Here is a 26,811-nt window from a genome sequence, read left to right as displayed (position 1 = left end):
CTCCCGTCAGACGGCCAGCGCCAGCAGCGCGATCAGCGCCGCGACGATGTAGAGGCAGTAGATCCGGAAATCCCCCGCCTGGATGACCTGCAGCCGCTTGCCGCCGGCATCGACCGCGTCGGCGATGGGGCCGATCACGCTGCGGTCGGCGAAGGGCTCGGTCCGCCGCGCCAGCGTCACCACCCGCTCGAAGCCCAGCGCGATGCCGGTCCAGCGGCCGGAAATCGACCGGCGCATGGCATAGAGCGGGGCGAAGAACATGCGGATCGGCTGGGCGAAGCCGCCGGCCGAGGCCGGCATGTGATGGTCCGGCCGGTATCCCGCCGCCCAGGGGGCCGCGGTCCTGCGGTCGCCGCCACGCTTGGCCGCGAAGGCCGCCTTCAGCGCGATCGGCAGGAAGGCCATGGCGATCAGCAGGATGGCGATCAGCGGCGTCGACAGCGTCGCCTGCTGCGCGTCGCCCGGCAGCAGAGTCGTGCCGGTCGCCAGCACCACCGGCGCGTTGCCTGCGATGGCCGTGCCGATGGTGGCCGCGGCGATGCGGCCCATGACCGGCGCCACCAGCGGCGCCAGCAGGCCGAGCGCGACGCAGGCCACCGCCAGCACCGCCATGCCGGCGACCATCGCGGCCGGCGCCTCGCGCGCCTCCTCCGCATGGTGGCTGCGCGGCGCCCCGGCGAACATGATGCCATAGGCCTTGACGAAGCACATGACGGCGAGCGCGCCGGTCAGCGCCAGCATCACCGCGGCGATGGGGGTGGCGAACTTGACCAGCGGCGTGCCGTCCAGCGCCGCGGCGAACAGCGCCTGGTAGGTGTACCATTCCGACACGAAGCCGTTCAGCGGCGGGATCGCCGAGATGGCCAGCGCGCCGACCAGGAAGGACAGGGCGGTCCAGGGCATGGTACGGGCCAGCCCGCCCATCTCCTCCATGTCCTTGGTGTGGGTGCGGAAGATGACCGAGCCGGCGCCGAGGAACAGCAACCCCTTGAACACCGCATGGTTCAGCAGGTGGTACAGGCCGGCCATCAGCCCCAGCACCGCCAGCACCGGCTGGTGCAGCGCCATGCCGATCATGCCGGTGCCGACGCCCAGCAGGATGATCCCGATATTCTCGACCGAGTGGTAGGCCAGCAGCCGCTTGATGTCGTGCTCGGCGAGCGCATAGACCACGCCCAGCACCGAGGACACCGCGCCGAAGGCCAGCACCAGCAGGCCCCAGCCCAGCATCGACGGACCGGCGCTGGCGCCCAGCAGGTCGATGCCGACCTTGACGATGCCGAAGACGCCGATCTTGATCATCACGCCCGACATCAAGGCCGAGGCGTGCGACGGCGCCGCCGGATGGGCACGCGGCAGCCAGATGTGCAGCGGGATCATGCCGGCCTTGGCGCCGAAGCCGAGGAAGGCCAGCAGGAAGGCGACGCTGTCCAGTGGGGCCGGCAGCGGATGCGCGCGGAAGGCGGCGAAATCGAAGCTGCCGGCCTCGTTCGCCATCAGGAAGAAGGCGGCCATGATCAGCACCGAGCCGCCATGGGCGACCAGGAAATAGAGGAATCCGGCGCTGACCGCCTCGTCCTCCTGGTCGAAGATCACCAGGAAGTATGAGGCGAGCGACATCATCTCGAAGAAGATGAGGAACCAGAAGCCGTTGTCGGCCGCCACCACCAGCATCATCGAGGCGATGAAGGCGTTCATGAAGAAGCCCATCGCCCCGACGCCGCGCCCGGCATACTCGCGCACATAGGCGAAGCCGTAGATCCAGGCGACCAGCGACAGCAGCGAGATGACCGCGATCATCAGGCCGGCCAGCGGGTCGAGCCGCAGGACGAAATGGGCGAAGGGGTAGGGGCCGGCGGCCTCCAGCATGGCCGGCTGGTCCGCCGCGATGGCGGTCAGGCCGGAGCCGAGCCCGGCCAGCGCCGCGGCGATGCCGACACCGCTGCCGGCAAGACGGACATCCCCCTCCCGGGACTTCAGGAAGAGGCAGAGGATGGCGCCGCCGCAGGACAGCAGCAGCGACATGATGAGAAGGGAGAGTGGAATCATGGGGCCAGCCCCTCCAGCGAGGCGAGCGGCATTTCAAGGCTGACCGGTGCCGCGGCGGCCAGCGTGCGCTTGACGGCGGCGGCCTGTCCGGCCGCGGCGGCGTCGACCGCATAGAGGGCGGCGGTCGGGCACACGCGCACGCAGGCCGGCCCGTCGCCGGAGAAGGCGCAGAGATCGCATTTGACCGCGACGCTCTTGACGCCGATGTCCCAGGCCAGCAGCGGATCGAGCGCCGCCGAATGGGTCGGCGTGGCGGTGCCGGTGCCGGCGACCCCGGTGACGGCGGTGCCGCTCGGGGTGATGGCGCCGAACGGGCAGGCCAGCGCGCACATCTTGCAGCCGATGCAGGCCTGCTCGTCGAGCAGGATGCTGTCGGCGGCGTGGGTGATGGCATTGACCGGGCAGACCCGGGCACAGGGCGCGTCCTCGCACTGGTGGCAGAGGACGGGTCCGGTGTCGTCGGCGATCCGCATGACCGTCAGCCGGGGATGCGACTGCAGCCCCTGTTTCCTGTGTGCCTCGGTGCAGGCCGCCATGCAGGTGTTGCACCCGATGCACTTTCTCGGTTCCGCGATAACGAAGCGATTCATGTTCAGACCTCCGGCTTCCCGGGCGGGTGCGTCTAATCGGTCAAAGCAGGGCTGGTCGGTCAGGGTCTGTCCCGATAAAAAAACCTGATCGGCCAATAAGAAGTCAGTATTGACCCGCGCATTCCTCCAGCTCCGCCTGTCTTCACAGGCAGTTCGGCAGGATGAGAGTCATCTGTTGCGAATCATTGTCAGAATGGCGGCCTTAACCGGAAGCGCCATCGACTTGACTACGCTATTCTCTTGAATGACGTCATGTCAACTAGACACATAAAAAAAGTGGGTATAAGGTGCCCGCCATAAAACGAGGAAATCATGTGGCGCTTTGCTTTTGTCGCATGGATGGTGAGTACCGATAAGGAACGGATAATACTCGATAGGATCGGCTTATCGCCATCGATTACTTTTAAAGATCGGGCGATAAGCGATTTCAATCGGCCGTGAAGCCCCCGGTGCCCGGCATGGGAAGCCAATGAGGCAAACCGATGCGGCGAACCGGCGCGAAACGCCAGGGAACAGTGAAGCGACGCCGGGACGGACCCGTCACCCAACCCCGCTCCGGTTTCAACCAAGGACGACGGAAATGAACAGATTCGTCACTGCCAACCCGAGCAAGTGCATCGGTTGCCGCACATGCGAGATCGCCTGTGCGCTTGCCCATTCCGACAGCGCGGGCGTCGAGGGCCTGGCGCCCGAGACCTTCAAGCCGCGCATCCGCATGGTGAAGACCGCCAGCGTCAGCACCGCCGTGATGTGCCACCATTGCGAGGACGCGCCCTGCGTCAACGCCTGTCCCAACAACGCCATCGTCTACCGCCAGCACAGCGTGCAGGTGGAGCAGGAGCGCTGCCTGGGCTGCAAGAACTGCGTGCTGGCCTGCCCCTTCGGCGTCATGGACGTGGTGACGGTGCCGGCGGTGCGGCAGTTCGCCGGAATGACGCTCAGCCTGGGTGTCAAGGCGCAGGCCCACAAATGCGACCTGTGCGTCGGCCGCGACGCCGGTCCGGCCTGCGTCTCGGTCTGCCCGACCAACGCCCTCACCCTGATGGACCGGGCGTCGATGGACGAGACCCTGCGCCTGCGCCGCGAACGCGCGGCGATGGAAGCCGCCGAGGTCGCGGCCTGATCCCCCCGGCCGCGGCCGCGCTCCGGCCACGGCGTTCGAGCCAGAACAAGCATCGAGCCAGAGACATCGAGGTCATGATGGAAAAGCATATGGCGGTCTGCCCCTACTGCGGTACGGGCTGCAAACTCAATCTGCTGGTCGAGGGGGGGAAGGTCGTCGGTGCCGAACCCCTGAACGGCGTCACCAACGAAGGAGAGCTGTGCCTGAAGGGCTATTTCGGCTTCGACTTCATCAACGACACCAAGATCCTGACGCCGCGCCTGCGCAACCCGATGCTGCGCCGCAGCCGCGACGCCGCGTTCGAGGCGGTGTCGTGGGACGAGGCCATCAAGTACGCCGCGACGAAGCTGTCGGAGATCAAGGCCAAATACGGCCCCGACTCGATCATGACCACCGGCTCGTCGCGCGGAACCGGCAACGAGACCAACTATGTGATGCAGAAATTCACCCGCGCGGTCCTCGGCACCAACAATGTCGACAACTGTGCGCGCGTCTGCCACGGCCCGTCGGTCGCCGGTCTCCAGGTCACGCTCGGCAACGGCGCGATGAGCAACTCGATCCCGGAGATCGAGCACACCAACTGCGTCCTGGTCTTCGGCTACAACGTCGCCGACAGCCATCCGGTGATCGCCAAGCGCATCATCAAGGCCAAGGAGCGCGGCGCCAAGATCATCGTCTGCGACCCGCGCAAGATCGAGACGGCGCGGCTGGCCGACCTGTGGCTGCCGCTGAACAACGGCTCCAACATGGCGCTGGTCAATGCCTTCGCCAATGTCCTGATCAATGAGGGGCTCTACAACAAGGAGTATGTCGCCAACCACACGGAGGGCTTCGACGAATACAAGACGATCGTCGAGAAATACACCCCCGAATACGTCGAGTCGATCACGGGCCTCGCCGCCGCCGACATCCGCGAGGCGATGCGCATCTATGCCGCCGCCCCGTCGGCCACCATCCTGTGGGGCATGGGCGTTACCCAGTGGGGCCAGGGCGTCGACGTGGTGAAGGGGTTGTCGGGCCTCGCGCTGCTGACCGGCAATCTCGGCCGCCCGAATGTCGGCGTCGGTCCGGTGCGCGGCCAGAACAACGTCCAGGGCAGCTGCGACATGGGCGTGCTGCCGACCGAGTTTCCCGGCTACCAGAAGGTCACCGATCCGGAAATCAGGGCGAAGTTCGCCAAGGCCTGGGGGGTCGACTCGCTGCCCGGCGAGATCGGCTACCGCCTGACCGACGTGCCGCATCTGGCCGAGACCGGCAAGCTGAAGGCCATGTACGTCATGGGCGAGGATCCGGCCCAGACCGAACCGGACCTGACCCAGGTGCGCCGCGGCTTCGAGGCGATGGAGTTCGTCATCGTCCAGGACATCTTCATGACGAAGACGGCGATGTTCGCCGACCTGATCCTGCCGGCGACCTCCTGGGGCGAGCATGAGGGCGTGTTCAGCGCCGCCGACCGCAGTTTCCAGCGCTTCACCAAGGCGGTGGACGCCAAGGGCGACGTCAAGCACGACTGGGAGATCATCAGCCTGCTCGCCACCGCGATGGGCTACCCCATGCATTACAACAACACCAAGGAGATCTGGGACGAACTGCGCGGGCTGTGCCCGATCTTCTACGGCGTCACCTACGAGAAGATGGAGGGGCTGGGCGCCGTGCAGTGGCCCTGCCGCGAGCTCGACTCGGCCGGCTCCAAATATCTCTACGAGGGCAACGTCTTCCAGAGGCCGGGCGGCAAGGGCCTGCTGTTCGCCACCGAATGGCGTCCGCCGCAGGACCAGCTGACCGAGGAGTTCCCGCTGATCCTCTGCACCGTGCGCGAGGTCGGGCATTACTCCTGCCGTTCGATGACCGGCAACTGCGCCGCCCTGCAGACGCTGGCCGACGAACCCGGCTATGTCACCATCAACCCGAAGGACGCCAAGGCGTTGGGCATCCGCGACCAGGAGCTGGTCTGGGTCTCGTCGCGCCGCGGCAAGGTGATCAGCCGCGCCAGCGTCACCGACCGCACCAACAAGGGGGCCGTCTATATGACCTACCAGTGGTGGATCGGCGCCTGCAACGAGCTGACCATCCACGCCGTCGATCCCATCGCCAAGACGCCGGAATACAAGTACGCCGCCGTCCGGGTGGAGGCGATCGCCGACCAGGTCTGGGCCGAGAACCACGTCCAGCAGGAATACGCAAAGCTGAAGGGCGGCCTCAGCAACGCGGTGACCCGCGCGGCGAAGAAGGCTCCGGCCTACGCCTGATCCGGGAGCGATCGCATTTGCCTCCCTCTCCCGCCCCGGGAGAGGGAAGGGGTCCATGCGGAGCATGGGAAGGGTGAGGGGTGATCCAAGAAACCATACGGTCTGGGTTTCTCGTCTTGCCCCTCCCCCTCCCCACGCCTGCGGCGCGGGTCCCCTCCCTCTCCCGGGGCGGGAGAGGGCATGCTGCCGAAGGAGCCTGTTTCATCATGCATGAGATCGCCGTTTGCCAGTCCCTGCTCGAACAGGCGATGACGGCGCGCGACGCCCGGCCATTCGGCCGGGTGGTGCGCGTCAGCCTGTCGGTCGGCCGGCTCAGCCGGGTGGAGCCGGATGCGCTGCGCCATGCCTTCGACCTGCTCAGCCGCGACACCTTCCTGGAGGGGGCCGACCTGCGGATCGACCGCCCGCCGGGCGACGGCTGGCGCCTGATCGAGATGGAGGTCAAGTGACCGCCCCAATCCCGCATCCCGCGGCCCGCATCCGCATGGCGGCAATGCTTCGCAGTCCAACGATGCGTCGCTTTGCCGCTGCGCCGGCCAGCCGGTGACGGAAAATTGCTGATCCGAATCAATGACATTGACGAGGCTGGGATCGATAACTCCCCCCGCGCGGTCCCCCGGTTTCCGCGCCGGCCGCCCTTCCGTCCGGGACGGGCGACCGAAAGTCACATCCACCCGGCGGCATCCGGTCGTCATCATCGGCTGCTGGTCGGTACCCCGACGTGCGCTGTGTCATCGATGCGCAACGCGCCCGACATGGTGGGAGGAGCCCCGGCATGCAGGAAAAACTGGAATTTCTGATCGCGCTGGCCACGGAAAAGCATTTCGGCCGCGCGGCCCAGGTCTGCGGGGTGTCGCAACCGAACCTGTCGGCGGCGATCAAGCAGCTGGAAACGACCCTCGGCGTGCCGCTGGTCGACCGCGGGGCGCGCTTCATCGGCTTCACCGCCGAAGGGGAGCGGGTGCTGGACTGGGCGCGGCGGATCGTCGGCGACTACAAGGCGATGCGCGCCGACGTCGAGACGATGAAGCAGGGCCTGACCGGCACGCTGCGGCTGGTGGTGGTGCCGACGGCACTGCCCATGGTCCAGCGGCTGACCTCGACCGTCTGGTCGCTGCATCCCGGCATCAAGATCACCATCGCCTCGCACAGCTCGACCGAGATCCTGTCCCGGCTGGAGAATCTGGAGGCGGAGGCCGGGATCACCTATCTCGACAACGAACCGCTCGGCAATGTCGACGAGGTGCCGCTCTACCACGAGCGCTACCACCTGATCACCGCGGCGGACGGCCCGTTCGGCGCGCGCGACAGCGTCACCTGGGAGGAGGCGGCGACCCTGCCGCTCTGCCTGCTCAACGCCAACATGCAGAACAGGCGGATCATCGACCGGGCCTTTGCCGAGGCCGGGGTGCGCGCCGAGCCGATGCTGGAATCCAACTCCATCGTCGTGCTGACCAACCATCTGCGCACCGGCATGTGGTCGACGGTCATGCCGCGGATCATGGCGGATGCGCTGCAGCTTCCTCCCACCATCCGCGCCATTCCCATCGTTGCGCCGGAGCTGTCGACCCTGATCGGGCTGGTGGTCGCCCGGCGCTTTCCGCAGCCGCCCCTGACCGCGGCCCTGCTTGCCGACGCGCGTCGCCTTGCCCCGGAACTGGCCCAGGCAGCCTGATATCCGCCCGACGTCTGTTGGCATTGCGGCAGGGCTGCCCTGCCGAGTGGTCATACCACTTGACGAATTGTCGCGGACCCATGTTGCGGTGCAGCATGTTAAGAGAGGGCAAGGGAGACGCCTTGGGATCGTCCCGGACCGCCTCCCGCCAGGAGTGCTTTTTCCATGCATCGCGACAGTTCTTCCCACCGCTGGTCGGTGGCTCCGGCCCAGCGCGCCCTCGACCATGAACCGCTCGGTCCCGAAATCCATGCCGGCTTCGCCGCGGTGGTCGGCCGGCTGCGGGCCGAAGCGGAGGCGCTCGGCGCCCGCATGGCCGATGCCGGCACCATCGAGATCGTCGAGCGCGAGGGCGGGGCGCAGGTCCTCTATCGCCCGCACCACGGCGAGGGGCTGCATCGGCTCGTCGGCGATTTCGACCTGCATCTGACCCACGACGGCAAGGCGGCCATCCACATGCGCATCCGCGGCGTTGTGCCGCCGGCCGAGATCCTGGACTTCGGCCGGGCGACGGCGGACCATCTGCGTAGCCGGCTGCGCGCATTCGAGACCGATTGCCGCCGCCCCGACGCGCTGGCGGCCTGACCGGACCCGCTCGATCCGGGCGGTCGGGCCGAAGCAGCCGGGCTTGCGCTGACTGTAGCCGCCCAGGGCGGGTCATGGCGTCGGAGCCGGGAGCCCGCCCCGGCGGCACGGAGGAGAGAGCAGATGTCTGAAGACGATGGACTGATCACGGCGGCGCTGCGGCATGCCGCGGCCCTGCATGAAGGCACCTACCGCCCCGACCGGGCGCGCACCCCCTTCGTCTCGCATTTGTCGGAGACGGCGGAACTGGTCAGGCATGCCGGCGGGACGCCGGCCGAGGTGGCCGCCGCCTGGCTGCACGATGCGGTCGAGGACGGGCTGACCACCGTCGACGAACTGGCCGGACTGTTCGGCGAGGAGGTCGCCGGGCTGGTGGCGGCGGTGAGCGATGCGCCCGAGGATGTCGGCCGGGCGATCGGCGAGCGCAAGGCGCTCCAGGCGATACGCCTCGCGGCGGCACCGGACGGCGCCAAGCGCATCAAGCTGGCCGAACAGATCTCGATCCTGCAGGCGCTGGCGGTCGAACGCCCGCTGTCCTGGAGCGTCGAGCGCGCCGACGCCTATGTCGAGGGTTCCCGCCTCGTCGCCGCCGCATGCGCCGCGGCAAGCCCGCAGCTGGCGGAACGCTATGCGGCGGTGGCTGCGCTGGCCGGGGCGCCTGCCGGGGCGCCGGCCTGACCGCTGTCCCCTGTCCCGGCCAGCGGCACGGACCGGCTTGAGCCTGCCACGATAGGGTGGAGGCTCATCGCGGCGTCCATGGCAGCGTTCCGCCTTGCCAGAGCCAGACCAGGGCCGCCACCGCGCCGCCCAGGACGAGCACCAGCGCCAGCACGATTCCGACGGCGGTACGGCGGTCCTTCGCCGCGCGCAGTTCCGCCTCGCGCCGCTTCTTCAGGAGAAACTGCTGCTCGGGGCTGAGGAAGCGTCCGGCATTGGGATCGGACATGGCCGCGAAGCTCCCCCTGCGTCCCTTGGTTCCTGGCGTCGCACCCAGGCCGCGAAGCGGTGTCGTCAAACCGCCGGGCGCCGGCCGTGCCGTGCCGGCCGCATCCACGGCTGGGCCGCGGGCCCCCGTCGCCTGCCTGCCCTTGTTGCGTTTCCGCGGTATCTTGCGCCGTCTGCCCGCCATGTCGCTCCCTCGTCTTTCGCCGGGGCAGCATAGACGCGCGATGCGGGCTGCGCAGCCGATCACAAGACGATCTGCGGAAAAACATATGCGGAAAGTCATCGGGGCTTGCGCGGACCATCTGCGGTCCCATTCGAAACCCGGTTGGGTTGCTTCATCCGCATGCCGGCCTGCGCCATCGGAAAGATGGACAGGCGGGGGAACTCGGCGTCCGTCCTCCTGTCGAAGGAAGTCCCTTCCCCTCGGACGGAGTGACCGGGATGCGACTCCTTCTCCTTGTGCTGGCGCTTGCCGTCGTCACGGTCCCGGCCGCTGCGGGCGCGCAGGGGGCTGGTCCTGACCCTGGTCCGGGCATGGGCGCCACTCTCTGCCATCCCGGCGACGGCGGTTGCGCCGGCTTCGTCGGCGATGCGAAGCGCTCCCTGCCCAAGCGTGGCGGAGCACGCCAGCCGGTCGTCATCGGCGCCGCCGTCTTCATGCTGACCGCCTGGGAGGCCGAGCGCGAGCGCCGGTGCCTCGCCCTGGCCGGCTGGGCCGAGTCGCGCGGGGAGGGGGCCGATGCGATGGCCGCCGTCATGTGGGTGGTCGCCAACCGTGCCGCCTCGGCGGCGCAACCGTCGCTGCCCTGCCGCGTCGTCGTTGCTTCCGGCCAGTTCGAGCCCTTCGCGGCCGAACCCGTGGCGCCGAAGACGCGGCAGAAGCAGGCGAAGGCCGTGAAGGCGCGGGACAAGGTGCATGACAAGGCGCATGGGCCGCGGGACGACGCGGCCGGACGCCGTGCCGAGGCGCGCCGGCTGCTGGCCGACGTGCGCCGGCAGGCGGGCGTCATCCGGGCGGGCGGCATGCCATCCTGGCCGAAGCCTCGCCTTGCTCCCGACCGGGAGGCGCTGCGGGTCGCACGCGGCCTCGCCTGGAACCTGAACGACGACGAGATGCCGGACCCGACGGCGCGCGCCTCGCTGTTCTACAGCCCGTCGGCGCAGGCCCATCTCGGGAGGAAGAAGCCCGACTGGGCGGAGGCGCGGCTGCGCACGGCCTCCATCGGCGACCATGCCTTCTACCGCCACCCGCCGGCCAGGACGGTGGAGAGCGAGACGCAGGTGGCCCAGGCCGGCGACTGACCCGGCGACTGATATCGCGCGCCCAGGAAGTCCCGGCTTTGCGGGCACAAAGGAATTCCTGCCGGCATTTTCCACGATGCGAAAAGCCGGGCGCCGAATTGCTCCAGATCAATCGTCTTCATTTGCCGCTCTCCCAATATTCCAGCGGTGAACGACAACGAAGGGAGCGAAACCATGAAGGCTATCGATCTGATGACGCCGCGGGTCATCACCATCGGCGTCGACGAGACTGTGGCCGATGCGGCCAGGAAGATGCTGGAGAACCATATCAGCGGCATGCCGGTGGTGAACGCCGCGGGCGATGTGGTCGGCATCATCAGCGAGGGCGACCTGCTGCGCCGGGTCGAGCTGGGAACGCAGCGCCATCGCTCCTGGTGGCTCGGCATGATGTCCGGCGGCACCCTCCCGGCGGAGGATTTCATCAAGTCCCATGCCCGGAAGGTGGCGGACGTGATGACCAGCCATGTCACCAGCGTCGACGGGAACGCGTCGCCCGAGGAGGTGGTGCGCCTGATGGAGACGCACCGGATCAAGCGCGTGCCGGTGGTCGAGCGGGGCACCCTGGTCGGCATCATCAGCCGGGCGAACCTGCTGCGTGCGCTGGCCAGCGTCCTGCCGGAAACGACGGCGGCGGCGCCGGACGACCGGGCGCTGAAGGAGCGCGTGACTGCGGCGGTGAAGGAACTGGACTGGGAAGCGCGGTCGCACGACGCCATCGTCGTCCGCAACGGCGTGGTCCATCTCTGGGGCTTCGTCAGCAGCGGGTCCCAGCGTGACGCGGTGCGGGTCGCCGCCGAGGGTGTTCCCGGCGTGAAGGGGGTGGAAAACAACCTCCAGGTTGTCGACGCCGCCGAAAGCGGTGCCTGGGGTCTCTGATCCGGCGACCGCCTCAGTCCTGAATGATCCCTGAAACCGGCCGGCATGGCCGAACCGATCGTGGTTCGGCCATGCCGGCCGTCATTTTTGACGGCTCCGGGCGGCGGTGCCCGTCAGTCGCCCCGCACGGCCGGCACCGCCGGGGTCAGCGTGTCGTCGAAGCGGCGGATACCACGCCGGATGATGTCGGCCAGTTGCGGCCGGCGGCCGAGGCAGCGCGACACCGGACCGGCGACCACGATGGAAAGCCGGCGGGGGCCGACCGGCAACGGCAGCGACACGCCCGCCAGATCCGGCTGGAATTCGGCGTTGCTCTGGTGGTAGCCGCGCTCCGCCGCGCGGCGAAGCTCCGCTTCCAGCGCGTCGATGCTGGTGAGCGTCGTGTCCGAGAAGCGCTCGAACTGCATGCGGCGGTAGAGCGCCTGCCGTTCCTCCGCATCGTACTGGGCGAGGATGGCGCGGCCGACCGAACTGGCATAGAGCGGGATGCGGTCCCCGACCTGGGTGAAGTAGCGGATCGCGTGCTTGGACACCTCGACATGGATGAAGATCGCGTGGGCCCCCGCCGGAGCGGCGACCACGGTCGTCTCCCCGCTTTCCTCGGCGATCTCGGAGGCCAGGAGCAGGACCGCTTCCGGCAGCGGTTCCGCGTCGGCGACGGCCTGGGCCAGCGTCAGCCAGCGCGGCGTCGGATAATAGCCGCCACGGATGCGCGGTTCGTAGAGGAACCCCTTGTCGGCGAGCGTCCCGACCAGATTGAAGGTGCTCGACCGCGGCCAGCCGAGATCGTCGGAAATCTCGGCAAGCGTCGCCGGCCGTTTGCGCTGGGAAAAATACTCCAGCAGTTCCAAGACGTTGGCAGCCTGTTTGACGTGCATTCTATCCTGCGATGCCTGCGGATGTGGTCCGGTCGGGGCAACACGGCCCATGGCCGTTGAAAGGCCCGGAGCCGCTTTCTCGCCATCCCGATCCGCCGCATCCAAGATGAACCTCTGATTCCTATACGTGAATTGATCACTGCTTGCCATGGATTTCCAGCAGGCCGGCCGACGATGCCGGAACCCCCGTTTCCGGGCGGGGATGCTTGGCAGGGAACGGCCATAGCTGGCTGATTCCCGTAAATTTGATTGCTGCCGAAACACTCTGTCGGCCCACCAAGCAATCAGGCAAAATTCCTTTACAGGGATAAAAAATTCACATACAAGAATTTTATCGCCATCGGACAGCCTGAACCGCCGGCAGGAAGCGCCGGCCCCAACCGGCCAAAAGACCGGAAGCGTCCGAAGCCAACGAAGCGAATGGCAACAGCCGAAATGGGAGGAAAACCGATGTCGTCATCACGGCGCGGAGCCGCGCTGGCTCTCGCACTATCCGCATTCCTCGGTGCCGGTTCCTCGGCCGCCGCGCAGGTTCCCGTCAAGCTCGGCGTCCTCGCCGACATGTCCGGGATCTTCTCCGACATCGGCGGCAAGGGTGCGCTCGAAGCGACCCTGATGGCGGTGGAGGATTTCAGGAAGCTGCCGGGCAGCGACGCCCTCAAGATCGACGTCGTCTCGGCCGACGCGCAGAACAAGCCGGACATCTCCAGCGGCATCGCCCGCAAATGGTTCGATTCCGAAGGCGTCGACGTGCTGGTCGATCTGCCGACCAGCGCCATCTCGCTGGCGGTGGCGCCGCTGGTGAAGGAAAAGAACAAGGTCGCGCTGTTCACGGCCTCCGGCACCTCGGAGCTCACCGGCAAGGCCTGCACGCCCAATTCCGTGCATTGGACCTACGACACCTGGGCGCTCGCCCACGGCACCGCCGACGCCATCGCCAAGGCGGGCGGCAAGTCCTGGTTCTTCCTGACGGTCGATTTCGCGCTCGGCCATTCGCTGGAACGCGACGCCACCGCGGTCATTAACGCCGAAGGCGGCAAGGTCGTCGGCGCGGTCCGCCACCCGACCGACACCAAGGATTTCTCCTCCTACCTCCTGCAGGCGCAGGGGTCGGGCGCCAAGGTGGTCGCGCTCGCCAATGCGGGCGGCGACACCATCACCGCGATCAAGCAGGCCGCCGAGTTCGGTCTGGTCGACGGCGGCCAGTCGCTGGCGGGCATGCTGCTGTTCATTTCGGACATCCACTCGCTGGGCCTGCAGACCGCGCAGGGGCTCCAGCTCACCACCGGCTTCTACTGGGACCAGAACGAGCAGACCCGCGCCTTCGGCAAGCGCTTCGCCGAGCGCAACGGCGGCCGTTACCCGACCATGAACCAGGCCGGCGCCTATTCGGCCTCGCTGGCCTATCTGAAGGCGGTGGCCAAGGTGGGATCGCCCAAGGACGGGGCGGCGGTCGTCAAGGCGATGCGGGAGGCCGGCAGCTTCGACGATCCCCTGTTCGGCAAGACCTCCCTGCGCGAGGATGGCCGGGTCATCCACCCGATGATGCTGGTCCAGGTCAAGAAGCCGGCCGAGTCCAAGGGTCCGTACGACTATTACAAGATCCTGGCCACCATCCCGGCCGAGAATGCCTTCCGGCCGCTGAAGGGCAGCGAGTGCCCCCTGGTCAAGTGAGCCGGGGCCAGTGATCCGGAGATGACGCGAGCCCGGCCCGCTTCATCCATCCCAATCCCATTCATCGACATCACCATGAAGGAGGCGGAACCATGAGTTCCTCCGCCCACGGCACGGCTTTGCCGCAAGCCGGCACCCCCGCCGGCAGCATGGCCCGGTACGAGCGTCTCTTCATCGGCGGCGCCTGGGTCGCGCCGGAGGATGGCGGGCTGATGGAGAGCATCGACCCGTCCGTCGGCCGTCCCTGGGCCGTGGTCGCCTATGGCGGCAGGCGCGACATCGACAAGGCGGTCGCCGCCGCCCGCGATGCCCTCGACGGTCCCTGGGGCCGCATGCCGGGCCATGAGCGCGCCGCCCTGATGCGCCGTTTCGCCGATCTCTACAAGGAACGCGCGCGGACGCTCGCCACGCTGGAGACCCGCGATTCCGGCCGGGCGCTGCGCGAATCCCTGCTCGACGTCGGCGGCCATTCCAACGGCTACCATTGGTGGGCCTCGCTGGCCGACAAGGCATCCGGCCGCACCATCCCCTTCGACGACAGCGTGCATGCCTTCACCAGCCGCGTCCCGGTCGGGGTGGTGGGCGCCATCACGCCCTGGAACGTGCCGCTGATGGCCGCCGCCTGGAAGCTCGGCCCGGCGCTGGCCGCCGGCTGCACGGTGGTGCTGAAGCCGGCCGAACACACCCCGGTCACCTCGCTGGAACTGGGCCGGCTGTTCGAGGAGGCCGGCTTCCCGCCCGGCGTCGTCAACATCGTTCCCGGCTACGGCAAGGACGGGGCCGGCGAGTATCTCGTCGCCCATCCCGGCGTCGACAAGATCGCCTTCACCGGCGAGGGCGCCACCGCCAAGGCGATCCTGCGCACCGGCGCCGAGACGATGAAGCGCTTCACCTTCGAGCTTGGCGGCAAATCCCCGCACATCCTGTTCGCCGACGCCGACCTGGAGCAGGCGCTGAACGCCGCCACCAATTCGGCCTGGACTCTGTGCGGCCAGAGCTGCGCGCTGGGCTCCCGCGTGCTGGTGCAGCGGCCGGTCTATGACCGGGTGGTCGAGGAGTTCGCCCGGCGGGCGGCCCGGGTGCGGGTCGGGCAGCCGCTGGACGAGGCGACCCATATGGGGCCGCAGGCCCATGCCGAACAGCTCGCCAAGACCCTGTCCTACATCGACATCGGCCGCAACGAGGGTGCCGAGCTGGTGGCGGGCGGCAATCGCCTGGGCGGTGCGGGGCTCGACGGCGGCTATTTCGTCGAGCCGACCGTCTTCGCCGGGGTGTCGAATGCCATGCGCATCGCCCGCGAGGAGATCTTCGGCCCGGTGGCGGCGCTGATCCCCTTCGATGACGAGGAGGAGGCGGTGGCGATTGCCAACGACACCAGCTACGGCCTGACCGCCGGGCTGTGGACCGGCGACGTCGGCCGCGCCCACCGCGTGGCGAACCGCATCCGGGCCGGCATGGTGTGGGTGAACACCTACCGCTTCATCCGCTGGTCCACCCCCTATGGCGGCTTCAAGGCGAGCGGCTGGGGCCGGGAGAACGGGATCGAGGCGCTCGAGTCCTACCTGGAAACGCGGACCACGGTGATCAGCACCACCGGCCGCTTCGCCGACGCCTACGCCGTCTGATCCTCCATCGCCCGACAAGAGAGAACCGAACATGCGTCTTGCCAACAAGCTCGCCGTGGTGACGGCCGCCGCCTCCGGCATGGGCCGCGCCGGCGTGGAGCTGTTCCTGCGCGAAGGCGCGCGGGTCGCCGCCATCGACATCGATGCCGACGCGCTGGCCGCCCTCGCCGCCGAGATGCGGGCCAAGGGCCACGAGATCGAAACCGTCCAGGCCGACCTGTCCCGCGGCGACGAGGTCCGCCGCTCCATCGCCGAGGCGGTGGACCGGCTGGGCGGCGTCGACATCCTGTGGGCCCATGCCGGAACGCCCGGCCCGGCCGGGGTCGAGAATCTGGACATGGCGGCCTACGACCATGCGATCTCCCTCAACATCACCTCCGCCACCCTGGCCGCCGGCGAGATCATCGGCCACATGCGCAAGCGCGGCGGCGGCTCGGTCGTCTTCACCGCGTCGGTATCGGGCCTCGTCGGCTCGATGTTCAGCCCGGTCTATTCGGCGGCGAAATTCGCCGTGGTCGGGCTGACCAAGTCGCTGGCCCAGCGCTTCGCCGCCGACAATGTGCGGGTCAACGTGGTCTGTCCCGGCCTGGCCGACACGCCGATGAAGCTCGGCTTCACCGGCCGGTCGGGCGACCCGCGCGAGGCCGCCGCCAACCAGGAACGGATGCTCGCCGCCGTGCCGATGGGGCGGCTGTGCAAGGCGGAGGAAGCCGCCCATGCGGTGCTCTGGCTCGCGTCGGACGACGCCTCCTTCGTGACCGGCGTGGCGTTGCCGGTCGACGGCGGCTTCACCGCGCGCTGACGGCGACAATCGACGGGAAGAGGAAGGCGCAGCATGGCAGGGCCGCTCGACGGCATCACGGTGATCGACCTCAGCACCGTGATCGCCGGACCATATGCAAGCCAGATGCTGGGGGATTTCGGGGCGCGGGTCGTCAAGGTCGAGCCGCCGGCCGGCGACATCATGCGCGCGCCCGGACCCGCCCGGTCGCCGGGGATGGGGGCCGCCTTCCTCAACTGCAACCGCAACAAGGAAAGCCTCGTCCTTGACCTGAAGGACCAGCGGCAGCGCGGCGAACTCCTCGCCCTGCTCGACGGGGCGGACGTGCTGCTGCACAACATGCGGCCGGCCGCCATCGGGCGCCTCGGGCTCGATTACGAAACCGTCCGGGTGCGCAATCCGCGGCTGGTCCATTGCTCCATCGTCGGCTATGGGCAGGACGGCCCCTACCGCGACCGGCCGGCCTACGACGACGTCATCCAGGCGGAGGCGGGATGGGCCGAACTCGCCGCCAGGACGGGAGGCGAACCCGGCTACGCGCCGACCATCGTGGCCGACAAGGTCACCGGCCTGCATGCGGCGGCGGCGATCAATGCGGCGCTGCTGGCCCGCGCGGCATCGGGCGTCGGGCAGGCCGTCGAGGTTCCGATGTTCGAGGTGATGGTGTCCTTCCTGGCTGTGGAACATCTGGGCGGCCGGACCTTCCGTCCCCCGCTGGGGCCCAGCGGATACAACCGCGTCCTGGCGGAGCACCGGCGGCCCTACCGCACGAAGGACGGCCACGTCTGCGCCATGCCCTACACCGCCGCCCACTGGCGCGCCGTCTTCACGGCGGTCGGCCGGCAGGACTGGGCGTCCGACCCGGCGCTCGGGTCCGACGCCGCCCGTGCGGCGATGATCGGCACGCTCTACGAGCGGCTTGCGGACATCCTGCCGGCCGACAGCAGCGCCAACTGGCTGGCGCTGCTGCGCCGCCTCGACGTTCCCTGCGCGCCGGTCAATTCCATCGACGACCTGATGGAGGACGAACACCTGACGGCGGTGGGCTTCTTCCAGGCGATGCACCACCCGAGCGAGGGGGAGATCGTCGGCGTCCGCCCGCCGGTCGGCTTCTCGGGCACCCCCTGCGGCACGCCCACCCCCGCCCCGCGGCTGGGAACCCAACCTTCGGGGCGGTGACGGCCGGCGGGTGAAGCCGGACGGCGGCTCGACGGTAAGGGCCGCGACCGCGGCCCCGCAGGCACATGCCTGCGAAGGCAAGCGGCCGGACGGCCGCGCCCGCCGTTTGAGGGCGAGCATAAAGCCTGATCTGTCAGGCTTTATGCTCGATACTCTCAGTGGAAGACGCGGGTCAGCGCGCCGTCGATGGCCAGGACGATGCGGTCGATGTCGTCGGCGGTGGCGATCAGCGCCGGGCTGAGGCACAGCGTGTTGTTCAGCCCCGGCAGCGAGCGGTTGGTGGCGCCGATGATGACGCCGTTCGCCATGCAGTCGGCGACCACCGCCTGCACCAGCTTCTCGTCGGCCGCCTCCTTGCTGGCGCGGTCCTGCACCAGCTCCACGCCGCAGAACAGCCCCTTGCCGCGGACGTCGCCGACGGCGCGGTGACGCTCCGCCAGCTCCCACAGGCCGGAGAGCAGCCGCTCGCCCATCGCCCTGGTGTTGGCGAGCAGCCCCTCGTCCTCGATGATTCGGATGTTCTCCAGCCCGGCGGCCGGGCCGGCGGTGCAGCCGCCGAAGGTCGAGATGTCGCGGAAGAACGACATCGGGTCGGCCGGGTCGTCCTTGAACAGCTCGAAGATCCGCTCGGTCGTTGCGGTGCAGGAGATGGCGGCATAGCCCGACGCCACCCCCTTCGCCATGGTGACGAAGTCGGGCTGCACGCCGTAATGCTGGTAGCCGAACCACTCGCCGGTGCGCCCGACGCCGCAGACCACCTCGTCGATGTGCAGCAGCACCTCGTGGCGCCGGCAGATGTCCTGCACACGCTCCCAATAGCCCTTGGGCGGGGTGATGACGCCGCCGCCGGCGGTGATCGGCTCCAGGCACAGCGCGCCGACGCTGTCCGGCCCCTCGCGCAGGATGACCGCCTCGATCGCGTCGGCGGCCAGCTCGCCGTAATTCTCCACCGTGCCGTACTGGCTGCGGTATTCCAGGCAGTGCGGCACCTCGACGAAGCCGTCGGGGAAGGGGCCGAACTGGGCGCGGCGCTGCGCCTGCCCGGCCGCCGCCAGCGTGCCGAGCGTGGTGCCGTGATAATCGCGCTCGCGGTAGAGGATCTTGGACTTGGCGCCGCCATGGTGCCGGTGCGCGATCTGGCGCACCATCTTGAACACCTTCTCGTTCGCCTCGGATCCGGAGTTGGAATAATAGATGCGGCTCATCCCCGGCATCTTGGAGATCAGCTTCTCGGCGAAGCGGGCGCCGGCGACCGAACCGGCGGAGTTGGCGAAATAGTTCAGCTTGACCAGCTGGTCGCGCACCGCGTCGGCGATGCTGGTCCGGCCATAGCCGACATTGACCGTCCACACCCCGCCCGACACCGCGTCCAGATACTCCCGCCCGGCGGCGTCCCACACCCGCATCCCCTTGCCTTCGACGAAGATGCGGGGATCGCTGGTCTCGAAGCCCTTGTGCTGGGTCAGATGGTGCCAGACATGGGCGCGGTCGGCCTCGATGACGTGGCGGATGTCGTTGACGCGTGACAGGTCGTTCCGAAGGACGTCATCCATCGGTCATCTCCTCGGGTGGGGCCCGGGGCGGGGCCCCGGGTGGGAAGGGGGCCTGCCGCCTTAGGCAGGCGTTTCGCGGTGGATCCTGAACGGCGCCCAGGACTGGCTGACCGGCATGATCTCGACGCTGTTGATGTTGACGTGCGGCGGCAGCGACACCACCCAGCGCACCGTCTCGGCGATGTCCTCGGGCTGGAGCGGGTTGGCGCCGGCATAGAGCGCGTCATAGGCGGCCTTGTCGCCGCCGGTGCGCACCAGGGTGAATTCGCTTTCCGACAAACCCGGCTCGATCGAGGTCACGCGCACGCCCTGTGCCGAGAGGTCGCAGCGCAGCCCGAGCGAGAACTGCTGCACGAAGGCCTTGGTGCCGCCATAGACGTTGCCGCCCGGATAGGGCCAGTTGGAGGCGACCGAGGCGAGGTTGACGATCAGCCCGCGCTGCGCGATCAGCCGGTCCAGCAGAAGCCGGGTGATCGTCACCAGCCCGGTGACGTTGGTGTCGATCATCGCCCGCCACTGCTCCAGGTCGCAGTCCTGCGCCGGCCCGGTGCCCAGCGCCAGCCCGGCATTGTTGACCAGGACGGAGATGCCGCTGAACTTCTCCGGCAGCGAGGCCAGCGCGTCGCGCGTCGCCGCCTCGTCGCGGATGTCGAAGCAGAGCGGGTGGGCCACCGACGGCCCGCCCAGCGATTCGACCAGGGCGTCGAGCCGGTCGCGGCGCCGGCCGGTGGCGACGATGCGCCAGCCCTCCGCGGCCAGCCGCCGGGCGATGGCGTCGCCGAAGCCGGAGGTGGCGCCGGTGACGATAGCCGTCTTGGCGGCCGTCTTGGGGGCGATGTTCGACATGGTGTTCTCTTTCCTCACGACGGATTGAAGCTGCGGCCCAGCGTGTAGACGGTCTGGACGAGTCCCGCCACCGCGACGGCGACCAGGCCCCCGGACGCCAGCCGCCGCCAGCCGTCGAAGCTGAGCCGCGCGGCCAGCAGGCGGCCGGCAAGGAAGCCGGCGAGGGTGGGGGCCGTGAAGGCCGCCAAGAGGCCGACGACGCCGGGGTCGATGGCCCCGACCATAGCACGGCCGGCGAGGCTCAGCGCGTCGACCGCGCCGAAGAACACCGCCAGCGTGCCCTTGATGGTCCGCCGGTCGCGGCCGCCGGCCAGCAGCCATGCGGCGATCAGCGGCCCGCCGACGGCGAAGGCGGCCAGCAGGACGCCGACGACGAAGGCGATGCCCGCCCCGATGGCCCGGTGCCGCAGCCAGGGCGGCGGCTCCCGCACCAGGGCGACGCAGGCGGCGCCGAAGACCGTGACCGCGACCAGCACCCGCGAGGTGCCGTCGTCGAGGCTGGCGGCGACCACGCTGCCGCACAGCGCCCCGGCGAAGCCCATCGCCAGCAGGAGCCGCGCCACCGCCCAATCCACCGCCGCCTGTTCGCGGTCCAGCAGCAGGAAACAGGTCAGCAGCAGGTCGCTGACCAGGATGAAGGGGACACCGGCGGCGGGGGAGGGCAGGAACAGCAGCCCCAGCGCCGCGATCAGGGCGTAGCCGAACCCCGTCACCCCGCGGAAGGCCGCGGCGAGGAAGGTCACGCCCCCGAAGAGGAGCATCGACATGGCGGACATGACCTTCCTGGAGAAACCCTCAGACCTTGCCCTTCCAGGGCGACGATTTCAGACCTTGCCCTTCCAGGGCACCAGACGGCGTTCCAGCCAGCGCATGCCGAATTCGAACAGCGTGGCGAAGAAGCCGATCACGAAGATTCCCATCAGCACGATGTCGGTGCGCAGGAAGTTGGAGGCGTTCAGCACCATCTGGCCGATGCCGGTGGAGGCGGCGACCATCTCGGCGGCGACCAGCGTCGTCCAGCCCACCCCCATGCCGATGCGCAGGCCGACGAGGATGTCGGGCAGGGCCGCCGGCAGCACCACATGGACCACCACCTGCCAGCGGCTGGCGCCGAGCGCCCGGGCGGCGTTGACCTGATCGGCCGCCGCCGCCGACACGCCGGCCCGGGCGGCCAGCGCCACCGGTGCGAAGCAGGCGAAGAAGATCAGCAGCACCTTCGACGTCTCGCCGATGCCGAACCAGATGATGACCAGCGGCAGATAGGCCAGCGGCGGCAGCGGCCGGTAGAATTCGATGAAGGGATCGAGCGCTGCGCGCAGGCTGGTGCTGAGCCCCGTGGCGAGCCCGACCGGGATGCCGATCAGCGCGGCGAGCAGGAAGGCGCCGACGACGCGCAGCAGGCTCACGGCGATATGCTCGGTCAGCGGCGCGCCGTCGATCCGCCCGTCCACCGCGTCGAGGAAGGCCTGGAACACCGTGCCGATCTTGGGCAGGAACAGCGGCTTCACCACCCCTTGGCCGGTCAGCGCCGCCCACAGCGCCAGCGCCGCCAGGATGGCCGCGAGGCTGATCAGCGCCGGCTGCGACCGGAAGCCCTGCATGCGGCGGCGCAGCCGGCCGAGCGGCACCAGCCCGGTCGGAACCCCCGCGAGGCTGTCGGCCGTCTTGGCCCGTTCCGTGGCGGTCGGCTTCATGCGGCCTCTCCTGTAACGGCGTCGTTGCGGTCGTGGATGAAGCCCAGCACCCGTTCGCGCATGGCGATGAAGTCGGGGGAGGATTTGACCGACCGCGCATCCTGCCCGGCCAGGAAGCGCCGGCTGAAGTCCAGCGGGATTTCCTGGGCGATCCGGCCGGGGCGCGGGGTCATGATGATCAGCTTGGTGGCGAGGAAGATCGCCTCCTCGACCTCGTGGGTGATGAAGAAGGCCATCTTCCGCGTCTCGGCCCACACCCGCAGGATCAGCTCCTGGATCTGTTCGCGGGTGAAGGCGTCGAGCGCGCCCAGCGGTTCGTCCATCAGCAGCATGCGCGGGTCGGCGGCCAGCGCGCGGGCGATGCCGACGCGCTGCTGCATGCCGCCCGACAGCTCGTAGATCCTCTTGTCGGCGAAGGCGTCCAGCCCGACCAGCTCCAGCATGCTGCGGGCGCGCCGCGTCCGCTCGGCCTTGGCCATGCCCTGCATCTTCAGGCCGAAGGCGACATTGTCGGCCACGCTCAGCCAGGGCATCAGGGCGTGGCGCTGGAACACCACGCCGCGATCCGCCCCCGGCCCGGCGACCGGCTTGCCGTCGAGCAGGATGTCCCCGTCCGTCGGCGGCAGGAATCCGGCGATGCAGGACAGCAGGGTCGTCTTGCCGCAGCCCGACGCGCCGAGCGCCACCACGAATTCTCCCGGTTCGATGGTCAGGTTGACCCAGGAGAGGGCGACGGTGCCGCTTTCGCCGCCGCCATACTGGACGCTGACATTGCGGACTTCGAGCATGCCGGGCTTCCCGATGTGAGAGGATCCGAAGGGCGGGCCCGTCGGGGGGCCGCCCCCGTTGCTGGGCCGCCGTTACTTGGCCGCCGCCTTGACCACGTCGGCGGTCACGAACTGGCTGTAGTCGGGGGCCAGCTCGGTGACGCGGCCCTGGCTCTTCAGGAACTCGGCGGTCGATTTCAGCGCCTCGGCGGCACCGCCGCCCAGCCACTCCTTGGACGCCTGCTCCTCCAGCGTCGGGAAGCGGTAGGCCGCCAGCCCCTCCGGCACGTCGGCCGGGGCGGCGCCGGTCCATTTGGCGACGGCGGCCACCTGCGGCGACGCCGCGGTCCAGGAGGCGCCGGTCTTCGCGTAGTCGGCGTCGGCGGCGGCCAGCAGCTTGACGAAGCCGGTCATGAAGTCGGGGTTGGCGGCCATGAAGGACTTGGTCGCGACGATGCCGTCGAAGGTCGCCTTGCCCTTCTTGGCGAAATCGCCGGCGCTGGCGATGACGGTGCCGTTCTTCTTGGCGGCGGTCAGCACCGGCGCCCAGATGAAGGTCGCGTCGATGTCGCCGCGTTCCCAGGCGGCGGCGATCTCCGGCGGGCGCATGTTCAGCAGCTTGACGTCCTTGCCCGACAGCCCGGCCTCCTGCAGCGCGTACATCAGCTGGTAGTGCGAGGTCGAGACGAAGGGCACGGCGACCGTCTTGCCCTTCAGGTCGGCGATGGACTTGATGCCGCTGCCGTTGCGGACGACCAGCTGCTCGGCGTTGGCGATGTCGTCGAGGATCCAGAACAGCGAGATCGGCAGCCCCTGCGACGCGGCGGCGGCGATGGGGGAGGACCCGGCCTCGCCCACATCCACGTTGCCCGACGACATGGCGCGGATGACGTCGCCGCCGCCGCCGAACTTGACCCACTTCACCGTGTAGCCGGTCTTCTTCTCCAGCTCCCCGCTTTCCATCAGCACGCGGATGGGGGTCATCATGTCCTGATAGGCGAAGGTGACGGTCTTCTCCGCGGCCACGGCCGGGGCGGAGGCCCCGATCAGCGCGCCGAAAGCGATGAAAGCGGTGGCGAGCAAGCTCTTGCTGAAGGTCATGGCGGTGGGCTCCGTCGAGGCCGTTCGTTCCGATGCGGCCATTAGGACCCAGCGATCCCCCTGCCGAAAGGTCCAGATCCTCCCGCTTTGCGGAGCCGGCTGGTCCTGCGCCATTCCGGCGCCCAATCCGCTGCCATATCCTGCGCCATGTGCCGTCCGATTGGGCAAACGCCCGTCGGATGGACGCCGCAGCGGCGATGGCGGCCCGGATCCAGCCCTGCGCCGGCCGGCACCCTTCTTGCTTTCGCATACCCCGGCAGGAAGCCCATGATGAAGGACGGCTGGCACCATGCAGATCGACACCGCCTGGCGGCTCCTCTTCGGCGGCATGGAGCGCGACCACCAGGGGCTCAGCCTGCGGGTTCGCGGCATCATCGCCGAGGCCATCGAGACCGGCATGCTGGTCCCCGATACGCGGGTGCCGTCCAGCCGCAGCCTTTCCGAGGCGCTGGGCATCTCGCGCAACACCGTCAACGCGGCCTATCAGCTGCTGATCGACGACGGCTTCCTCGTCTCGCGCGAGCGCAGCGGCGTCTACGTGGCGTCGTCCCAGGACAGACCGGCGGAAAAGGCCAGGGACGGGAAGGCTTGCGGCTGGGCAGCGCGCTTCGCCATCCGCCCGTCGCTGATGCCGCAGATCACCAAGCCGCGCGACTGGATGGATTATCCCTATCCTTTCCTGTTCGGGCAGTTCGACCCCAGCCTGTTCCCGACCAACCCATGGCGGGAGAGCGTGAAGGCCGCCTCCAGCGTGCAGGAGATCACCCGCTGGGCGCGCGACATGATCGACGACGACGATCCCGACCTGCTGGAGCAGCTGCGCCACAAGGTCCTACCCCGGCGCGGCATCTTCGCCGGTCCGGGGGAGATCATCGTCACCATCGGCTCGCAGCATGCGCTGTCGATGCTGGTCCAGCTGCTGGTCGGGCGCGACACCCCGGTCGGCATCGAGAATCCGGGCTATCCCGACATGCGCCACATGGTCGGCATGGCGACCACGGACATGCGGGCGCTGACCTGCGACCGTCATGGCGTGGTGCCGGACGCGGTGTTCGCCGGCCGGCGGGTCGCCTTCGTCACGGTCGGCCACCAATGCCCGACCACCGCCGTCATGCCGATCGGCCGGCGGCGCGAGCTGCTGGAGGCCGCGTCCCGCCACGGCGTCGTGCTGGTCGAGGACGATTACGAATCAGACCTGTCGGTGGAGGGCGACGCCGACCTGCCCTGTCTGAAGAGCCTCGACCGGGCGGATTGCGTGATCTACACCGGCAGCTTCTCCAAGATCCTGGCGCCCGGCCTGCGCATCGGCTACGTCGTGGCGCCCAAGCCGGTGATCGACGAGCTGCGCGTCCTGCGTCGCCTGATGCTGCGCCACCCGCCGACCAACAACCAGCGCAGCCTCGCCACCTTCATCCAGCTGGGCCATTACCGCCAGCATCTGCGCCGCACCGCCACCGTCCTGCAGGAGCGGGCCGGGCTGATCGCCGACCTGCTGCCGGAGCTGCTGCCCGGCTGCCGGTTCCGCCGCGATTTCGGCGCCAAGAGCTTCTGGATCGAGGGGCCGCCCGGCCTCGACAGCCGCGAGCTCGTCCACGCCGCGCGTGCGCAGGGGGTGCTGGTCGAGGCCGGCGACATCTTCTTCCTCGACCCGGCCGAGGGGCAGCGCCACTTCCGTCTCGGCTTCACCTCGATCGCGACCCACCGGATCGAGCCGGGACTGCGGCGGCTTGCGGCGCTGGTGCAGGATGGCCGGGCCTGCTGAGGCGATGGTGGGAAGGTGCCGCCGCGGCCCGCCGCATCATGCCTTGCCGGCGCCGCCGGCCTTGCCCAGCGCGCTGCCTGCCGAGGCGCAGACGATGAGCCCGATGGCCGCCCACTGGACCCAGCCCAGCCGCTCGCCCAGCATGGCGAAGCCGATCAGCGCGGCGACGGCGGGCGAGGCGCTGACGGCGAGGCCGAACACATGGCCGGGCAGGCGGCGGAGCGCCACCATCTCCAGCGAATAGGGCAGCATGCTCGACAGGGCTGCGACCGCAAATCCGCTGAGCAGCACGCCGGTCGCCAGCAGCGCCCCGCCCGCATGCGCGACCCCCAGCGGGACCGTGAAGGTGGCGGCGACCAGCATGCCCCAGGCCACCGCCTGCCCGCCGGGCAGCGAGGAGGCGCGCTTCCCGAACACGATGTAGAGCGCCCAGCACAGCGCCGCCGCCCCGGCATACGCCACCCCCACCGGGTCGAGCGGCGCACCGGCGGCCTTCACCGGCAACAGCAGGGCCAGCCCGGCGGCGGCGCAGGCGATCCACAAAAAATCCTTCAGCCGGCGGGAGCCAAGCAGCGCCACCGCCAGCGGTCCCGTCACCTCGATGGCGATGGCGATCCCGATCGGAATCAGTTCCATTGCCCGGTAGATGGACAGGTTCATCGCCCCAAGCGTCGTGCCGTAGACCAGCAGGTTGCGCAGGTCCCCGCGTCCGGGCCGGTTGCGCCATGGCCGCCAGATCGCCGCCAGCATCAGGGCCGACAGGCCGACCCGCAGGGCCGTGACCCCCTCCGCCCCGATCAATGGGAACAGCGACTTCGCCGACGCCGCCCCGACATATTGCGACAACAGCGAGGCCAGCAGGAGCAGCAGCGGCAGCGCCGCGGACTCCGGCACGGCGGGGGAGGGGGGCTTGATGGATGTGTTCGCCACGCGCTGGCTCCGGCTTTGGGCCGTCCCGGCCCCTGGAAGCGTAGAGGCGCAAAGATAATGTGACCGGGCCGTGCGGAGCGCTTAAGTTTCGGTCATCCTTTGCACCATTCTTGCGTGAAAACGCCGATGCGATCAAGAACCGCTCCATCGCCGGACCAGCTCGACGACCAGGACCGCGCGATCCTGCGCCTCCTGCAGAAGGACAACGGCACGCCGCAGCGCGTCATCGGCGAGGCGGTCCATCTCTCCGCACCCGCCGTCCAGCGTCGCATCGCCAGGATGGAGGCGAACGGCGTCATCCGGCGGAACGTGGCGGTCATCGATCCGGTGGCCGTCGGCCAGGGCGTGACGGTGGTGGTGGAGGTCCAGACGGTCAACGACCGCTCCCCCGTCGTCGATGCGGCCAAGCGGATGTTCCGGGATGCGCCCGAAGTGCAGCAATGTTACTTCGTCACCGGCAGGGCCAGCTTCATCCTGATCCTGCTGGCGCCCGACATGGCGGGCTACGAGGCCCTGTCGCGCCGCCTGTTCGCCGACAACGAGCTGGTGAACAGCTTCCAGACGCTCGTCGTGCTCGATCCGGTGAAGGTCACGCTCGACGTCGACGTCTGACACCGGCGACCGGCG

Annotated in this window: 25 protein-coding genes; 14 read left to right on the top strand and 11 right to left on the bottom strand. The window is 69.1% G+C overall.

Features of this window, described 5'->3' with window-relative positions; translation table 11 throughout:
* Nucleotides 1-6: 6 nt before the first annotated feature.
* Together hyfB and ABMY26_RS08535 are read right to left on the bottom strand one after the other, a co-directional pair.
* Entirely contained in the window at nucleotides 7-2,049 is a 2,043-nt protein-coding gene (gene hyfB, locus ABMY26_RS08540; protein WP_372395851.1) for a hydrogenase 4 subunit B, read from the bottom strand.
* Nucleotides 2,046-2,639: a 4Fe-4S dicluster domain-containing protein gene (locus ABMY26_RS08535; RefSeq protein ID WP_372395850.1), complete on the bottom strand. Its 594-nt coding sequence runs from the start codon at nucleotides 2,637-2,639 to the stop codon at nucleotides 2,046-2,048. The genes hyfB and ABMY26_RS08535 overlap by 4 nt, the downstream gene beginning before the upstream one ends.
* Before the next feature lie 580 nt (nucleotides 2,640-3,219).
* Between ABMY26_RS08535 and ABMY26_RS08530 the strand changes: the two genes are divergently transcribed.
* The 6 genes from ABMY26_RS08530 to ABMY26_RS08505 all read left to right on the top strand — a co-directional run bounded on the left by ABMY26_RS08530 (nucleotide 3,220) and on the right by ABMY26_RS08505 (nucleotide 8,949).
* Nucleotides 3,220-3,762 carry a 4Fe-4S dicluster domain-containing protein gene (locus ABMY26_RS08530; RefSeq protein WP_372395849.1) on the top strand — a complete coding sequence of 181 codons (543 nt, stop codon included), beginning with the start codon at nucleotides 3,220-3,222 and terminating at the stop codon, nucleotides 3,760-3,762.
* A 77-nt stretch (nucleotides 3,763-3,839) separates the two neighbouring features.
* A complete protein-coding gene (gene fdhF / locus ABMY26_RS08525) occupies nucleotides 3,840-6,011 on the top strand; it encodes a formate dehydrogenase subunit alpha (protein WP_372395953.1) in 2,172 nt (723 codons plus the stop codon).
* 206 nt (nucleotides 6,012-6,217) lie between these two features.
* A complete protein-coding gene (locus tag ABMY26_RS08520; protein ID WP_372395848.1) occupies nucleotides 6,218-6,460 on the top strand; it encodes a hydrogenase maturation nickel metallochaperone HypA in 243 nt (80 codons plus the stop codon).
* 326 nt (nucleotides 6,461-6,786) lie between these two features.
* Nucleotides 6,787-7,686, top strand: coding sequence for a LysR family transcriptional regulator (locus tag ABMY26_RS08515; RefSeq protein ID WP_045585804.1), 900 nt, complete (start codon nucleotides 6,787-6,789; stop codon nucleotides 7,684-7,686).
* A gap of 165 nt (nucleotides 7,687-7,851) precedes the next feature.
* Complete coding sequence (locus ABMY26_RS08510; RefSeq protein ID WP_372395847.1) at nucleotides 7,852-8,271, top strand: hypothetical protein; 420 nt, start codon at nucleotides 7,852-7,854, stop codon at nucleotides 8,269-8,271.
* Between the two features lie 123 nt (nucleotides 8,272-8,394).
* A complete protein-coding gene (locus ABMY26_RS08505; protein ID WP_372395846.1) occupies nucleotides 8,395-8,949 on the top strand; it encodes an HD domain-containing protein in 555 nt (184 codons plus the stop codon).
* A gap of 64 nt (nucleotides 8,950-9,013) precedes the next feature.
* Here the strand turns inward: ABMY26_RS08505 and ABMY26_RS08500 are convergent, their stop codons facing one another.
* Complete coding sequence (locus ABMY26_RS08500; RefSeq protein WP_372395845.1) at nucleotides 9,014-9,217, bottom strand: hypothetical protein; 204 nt, start codon at nucleotides 9,215-9,217, stop codon at nucleotides 9,014-9,016.
* 440 nt (nucleotides 9,218-9,657) lie between these two features.
* Here ABMY26_RS08500 and ABMY26_RS08495 point away from each other — a divergent pair, with 440 nt between their 5' ends.
* Together ABMY26_RS08495 and ABMY26_RS08490 are read left to right on the top strand one after the other, a co-directional pair.
* The gene (locus tag ABMY26_RS08495; RefSeq protein WP_372395844.1) at nucleotides 9,658-10,518 is read left to right on the top strand and encodes a cell wall hydrolase; all 861 of its coding nucleotides are present in this window, start codon (nucleotides 9,658-9,660) and stop codon (nucleotides 10,516-10,518) included.
* 174 nt (nucleotides 10,519-10,692) lie between these two features.
* Nucleotides 10,693-11,394 (top strand): CBS domain-containing protein, encoded by a 702-nt coding sequence (locus ABMY26_RS08490; protein WP_372395843.1) that lies wholly within the window; start codon nucleotides 10,693-10,695, stop codon nucleotides 11,392-11,394.
* Between the two features lie 113 nt (nucleotides 11,395-11,507).
* Here the strand turns inward: ABMY26_RS08490 and ABMY26_RS08485 are convergent, their stop codons facing one another.
* Nucleotides 11,508-12,272 (bottom strand): IclR family transcriptional regulator, encoded by a 765-nt coding sequence (locus tag ABMY26_RS08485; RefSeq protein ID WP_372395842.1) that lies wholly within the window; start codon nucleotides 12,270-12,272, stop codon nucleotides 11,508-11,510.
* Nucleotides 12,273-12,722: 450 nt separating this feature from the next.
* Between ABMY26_RS08485 and ABMY26_RS08480 the strand changes: the two genes are divergently transcribed.
* The 4 genes from ABMY26_RS08480 (at nucleotide 12,723) to ABMY26_RS08465 (ending at nucleotide 17,531) form a co-directional block, all read left to right on the top strand.
* Nucleotides 12,723-13,946: an ABC transporter substrate-binding protein gene (locus ABMY26_RS08480; RefSeq protein ID WP_372395841.1), complete on the top strand. Its 1,224-nt coding sequence runs from the start codon at nucleotides 12,723-12,725 to the stop codon at nucleotides 13,944-13,946.
* A gap of 92 nt (nucleotides 13,947-14,038) precedes the next feature.
* The gene (locus ABMY26_RS08475) at nucleotides 14,039-15,571 is read left to right on the top strand and encodes an aldehyde dehydrogenase (RefSeq protein WP_372395840.1); all 1,533 of its coding nucleotides are present in this window, start codon (nucleotides 14,039-14,041) and stop codon (nucleotides 15,569-15,571) included.
* 31 nt (nucleotides 15,572-15,602) lie between these two features.
* The gene (locus tag ABMY26_RS08470) at nucleotides 15,603-16,373 is read left to right on the top strand and encodes an SDR family NAD(P)-dependent oxidoreductase (RefSeq protein ID WP_372395839.1); all 771 of its coding nucleotides are present in this window, start codon (nucleotides 15,603-15,605) and stop codon (nucleotides 16,371-16,373) included.
* Between the two features lie 33 nt (nucleotides 16,374-16,406).
* Nucleotides 16,407-17,531 (top strand): CaiB/BaiF CoA transferase family protein, encoded by a 1,125-nt coding sequence (locus ABMY26_RS08465; protein ID WP_372395838.1) that lies wholly within the window; start codon nucleotides 16,407-16,409, stop codon nucleotides 17,529-17,531.
* 155 nt (nucleotides 17,532-17,686) lie between these two features.
* Here the strand turns inward: ABMY26_RS08465 and ABMY26_RS08460 are convergent, their stop codons facing one another.
* From ABMY26_RS08460 to tauA, 6 genes are all read right to left on the bottom strand, one after another.
* Nucleotides 17,687-19,084, bottom strand: a complete 1,398-nt coding sequence (locus ABMY26_RS08460) for an aspartate aminotransferase family protein (RefSeq protein ID WP_372395837.1) — start codon at nucleotides 19,082-19,084, stop codon at nucleotides 17,687-17,689.
* A gap of 60 nt (nucleotides 19,085-19,144) precedes the next feature.
* Nucleotides 19,145-19,930, bottom strand: a complete 786-nt coding sequence (locus ABMY26_RS08455; protein WP_372395836.1) for an SDR family NAD(P)-dependent oxidoreductase — start codon at nucleotides 19,928-19,930, stop codon at nucleotides 19,145-19,147.
* 14 nt (nucleotides 19,931-19,944) lie between these two features.
* Nucleotides 19,945-20,697 carry a TSUP family transporter gene (locus ABMY26_RS08450; RefSeq protein ID WP_372395835.1) on the bottom strand — a complete coding sequence of 251 codons (753 nt, stop codon included), beginning with the start codon at nucleotides 20,695-20,697 and terminating at the stop codon, nucleotides 19,945-19,947.
* 57 nt (nucleotides 20,698-20,754) lie between these two features.
* Nucleotides 20,755-21,624, bottom strand: coding sequence for an ABC transporter permease subunit (locus ABMY26_RS08445; RefSeq protein ID WP_372395834.1), 870 nt, complete (start codon nucleotides 21,622-21,624; stop codon nucleotides 20,755-20,757).
* Complete coding sequence (tauB, locus tag ABMY26_RS08440) at nucleotides 21,621-22,412, bottom strand: taurine ABC transporter ATP-binding subunit (RefSeq protein WP_372395833.1); 792 nt, start codon at nucleotides 22,410-22,412, stop codon at nucleotides 21,621-21,623. The genes ABMY26_RS08445 and tauB overlap by 4 nt, the downstream gene beginning before the upstream one ends.
* Before the next feature lie 72 nt (nucleotides 22,413-22,484).
* A complete protein-coding gene (gene tauA, locus ABMY26_RS08435; protein ID WP_372395832.1) occupies nucleotides 22,485-23,492 on the bottom strand; it encodes a taurine ABC transporter substrate-binding protein in 1,008 nt (335 codons plus the stop codon).
* Nucleotides 23,493-23,781: 289 nt separating this feature from the next.
* On the opposite strand from tauA, the gene ABMY26_RS08430 reads away from it, so the two are divergent.
* Nucleotides 23,782-25,254, top strand: a complete 1,473-nt coding sequence (locus ABMY26_RS08430) for a PLP-dependent aminotransferase family protein (RefSeq protein ID WP_372395831.1) — start codon at nucleotides 23,782-23,784, stop codon at nucleotides 25,252-25,254.
* Between the two features lie 36 nt (nucleotides 25,255-25,290).
* Here the strand turns inward: ABMY26_RS08430 and ABMY26_RS08425 are convergent, their stop codons facing one another.
* Nucleotides 25,291-26,184 carry a DMT family transporter gene (locus ABMY26_RS08425; protein ID WP_372395830.1) on the bottom strand — a complete coding sequence of 298 codons (894 nt, stop codon included), beginning with the start codon at nucleotides 26,182-26,184 and terminating at the stop codon, nucleotides 25,291-25,293.
* Nucleotides 26,185-26,310: 126 nt separating this feature from the next.
* On the opposite strand from ABMY26_RS08425, the gene ABMY26_RS08420 reads away from it, so the two are divergent.
* Nucleotides 26,311-26,796, top strand: coding sequence for an Lrp/AsnC family transcriptional regulator (locus ABMY26_RS08420; RefSeq protein WP_372395829.1), 486 nt, complete (start codon nucleotides 26,311-26,313; stop codon nucleotides 26,794-26,796).
* Nucleotides 26,797-26,811 lie beyond the last annotated feature (15 nt).

The organism is Azospirillum sp. HJ39, from assembly GCF_041507355.1.
Classification (GTDB): domain Bacteria; phylum Pseudomonadota; class Alphaproteobacteria; order Azospirillales; family Azospirillaceae; genus Azospirillum; species Azospirillum thiophilum.
Note: the sequence above shows the minus strand (reverse complement) of the source record. Positions and strands in the feature narration are given on the sequence as shown.

Bases quoted from the DNA above. Each gene is read 5' to 3' on its own strand.
- ABMY26_RS08485 (WP_372395842.1), bottom strand. From the start codon at position 12,272: ATGCACGTCAAACAGGCTGCCAACGTCTTGGAACTGCTGGAGTATTTT.
- ABMY26_RS08520 (WP_372395848.1), top strand. From the start codon at position 6,218: ATGCATGAGATCGCCGTTTGCCAGTCCCTGCTCGAACAGGCGATGACG.
- ABMY26_RS08530 (WP_372395849.1), top strand. From the start codon at position 3,220: ATGAACAGATTCGTCACTGCCAACCCGAGCAAGTGCATCGGTTGCCGC.
- ABMY26_RS08470 (WP_372395839.1), top strand. From the start codon at position 15,603: ATGCGTCTTGCCAACAAGCTCGCCGTGGTGACGGCCGCCGCCTCCGGC.
- tauB (WP_372395833.1), bottom strand. From the start codon at position 22,412: ATGCTCGAAGTCCGCAATGTCAGCGTCCAGTATGGCGGCGGCGAAAGC.
- ABMY26_RS08505 (WP_372395846.1), top strand. From the start codon at position 8,395: ATGTCTGAAGACGATGGACTGATCACGGCGGCGCTGCGGCATGCCGCG.
- fdhF (WP_372395953.1), top strand. From the start codon at position 3,840: ATGGAAAAGCATATGGCGGTCTGCCCCTACTGCGGTACGGGCTGCAAA.
- ABMY26_RS08450 (WP_372395835.1), bottom strand. From the start codon at position 20,697: ATGTCGATGCTCCTCTTCGGGGGCGTGACCTTCCTCGCCGCGGCCTTC.
- ABMY26_RS08465 (WP_372395838.1), top strand. From the start codon at position 16,407: ATGGCAGGGCCGCTCGACGGCATCACGGTGATCGACCTCAGCACCGTG.
- ABMY26_RS08510 (WP_372395847.1), top strand. From the start codon at position 7,852: ATGCATCGCGACAGTTCTTCCCACCGCTGGTCGGTGGCTCCGGCCCAG.
- ABMY26_RS08490 (WP_372395843.1), top strand. From the start codon at position 10,693: ATGAAGGCTATCGATCTGATGACGCCGCGGGTCATCACCATCGGCGTC.
- ABMY26_RS08455 (WP_372395836.1), bottom strand. From the start codon at position 19,930: ATGTCGAACATCGCCCCCAAGACGGCCGCCAAGACGGCTATCGTCACC.
- ABMY26_RS08495 (WP_372395844.1), top strand. From the start codon at position 9,658: ATGCGACTCCTTCTCCTTGTGCTGGCGCTTGCCGTCGTCACGGTCCCG.
- tauA (WP_372395832.1), bottom strand. From the start codon at position 23,492: ATGACCTTCAGCAAGAGCTTGCTCGCCACCGCTTTCATCGCTTTCGGC.
- ABMY26_RS08480 (WP_372395841.1), top strand. From the start codon at position 12,723: ATGTCGTCATCACGGCGCGGAGCCGCGCTGGCTCTCGCACTATCCGCA.
- ABMY26_RS08460 (WP_372395837.1), bottom strand. From the start codon at position 19,084: ATGGATGACGTCCTTCGGAACGACCTGTCACGCGTCAACGACATCCGC.
- ABMY26_RS08515 (WP_045585804.1), top strand. From the start codon at position 6,787: ATGCAGGAAAAACTGGAATTTCTGATCGCGCTGGCCACGGAAAAGCAT.
- hyfB (WP_372395851.1), bottom strand. From the start codon at position 2,049: ATGATTCCACTCTCCCTTCTCATCATGTCGCTGCTGCTGTCCTGCGGC.
- ABMY26_RS08475 (WP_372395840.1), top strand. From the start codon at position 14,039: ATGAGTTCCTCCGCCCACGGCACGGCTTTGCCGCAAGCCGGCACCCCC.
- ABMY26_RS08500 (WP_372395845.1), bottom strand. From the start codon at position 9,217: ATGTCCGATCCCAATGCCGGACGCTTCCTCAGCCCCGAGCAGCAGTTT.
- ABMY26_RS08420 (WP_372395829.1), top strand. From the start codon at position 26,311: ATGCGATCAAGAACCGCTCCATCGCCGGACCAGCTCGACGACCAGGAC.
- ABMY26_RS08535 (WP_372395850.1), bottom strand. From the start codon at position 2,639: ATGAATCGCTTCGTTATCGCGGAACCGAGAAAGTGCATCGGGTGCAAC.
- ABMY26_RS08445 (WP_372395834.1), bottom strand. From the start codon at position 21,624: ATGAAGCCGACCGCCACGGAACGGGCCAAGACGGCCGACAGCCTCGCG.
- ABMY26_RS08430 (WP_372395831.1), top strand. From the start codon at position 23,782: ATGCAGATCGACACCGCCTGGCGGCTCCTCTTCGGCGGCATGGAGCGC.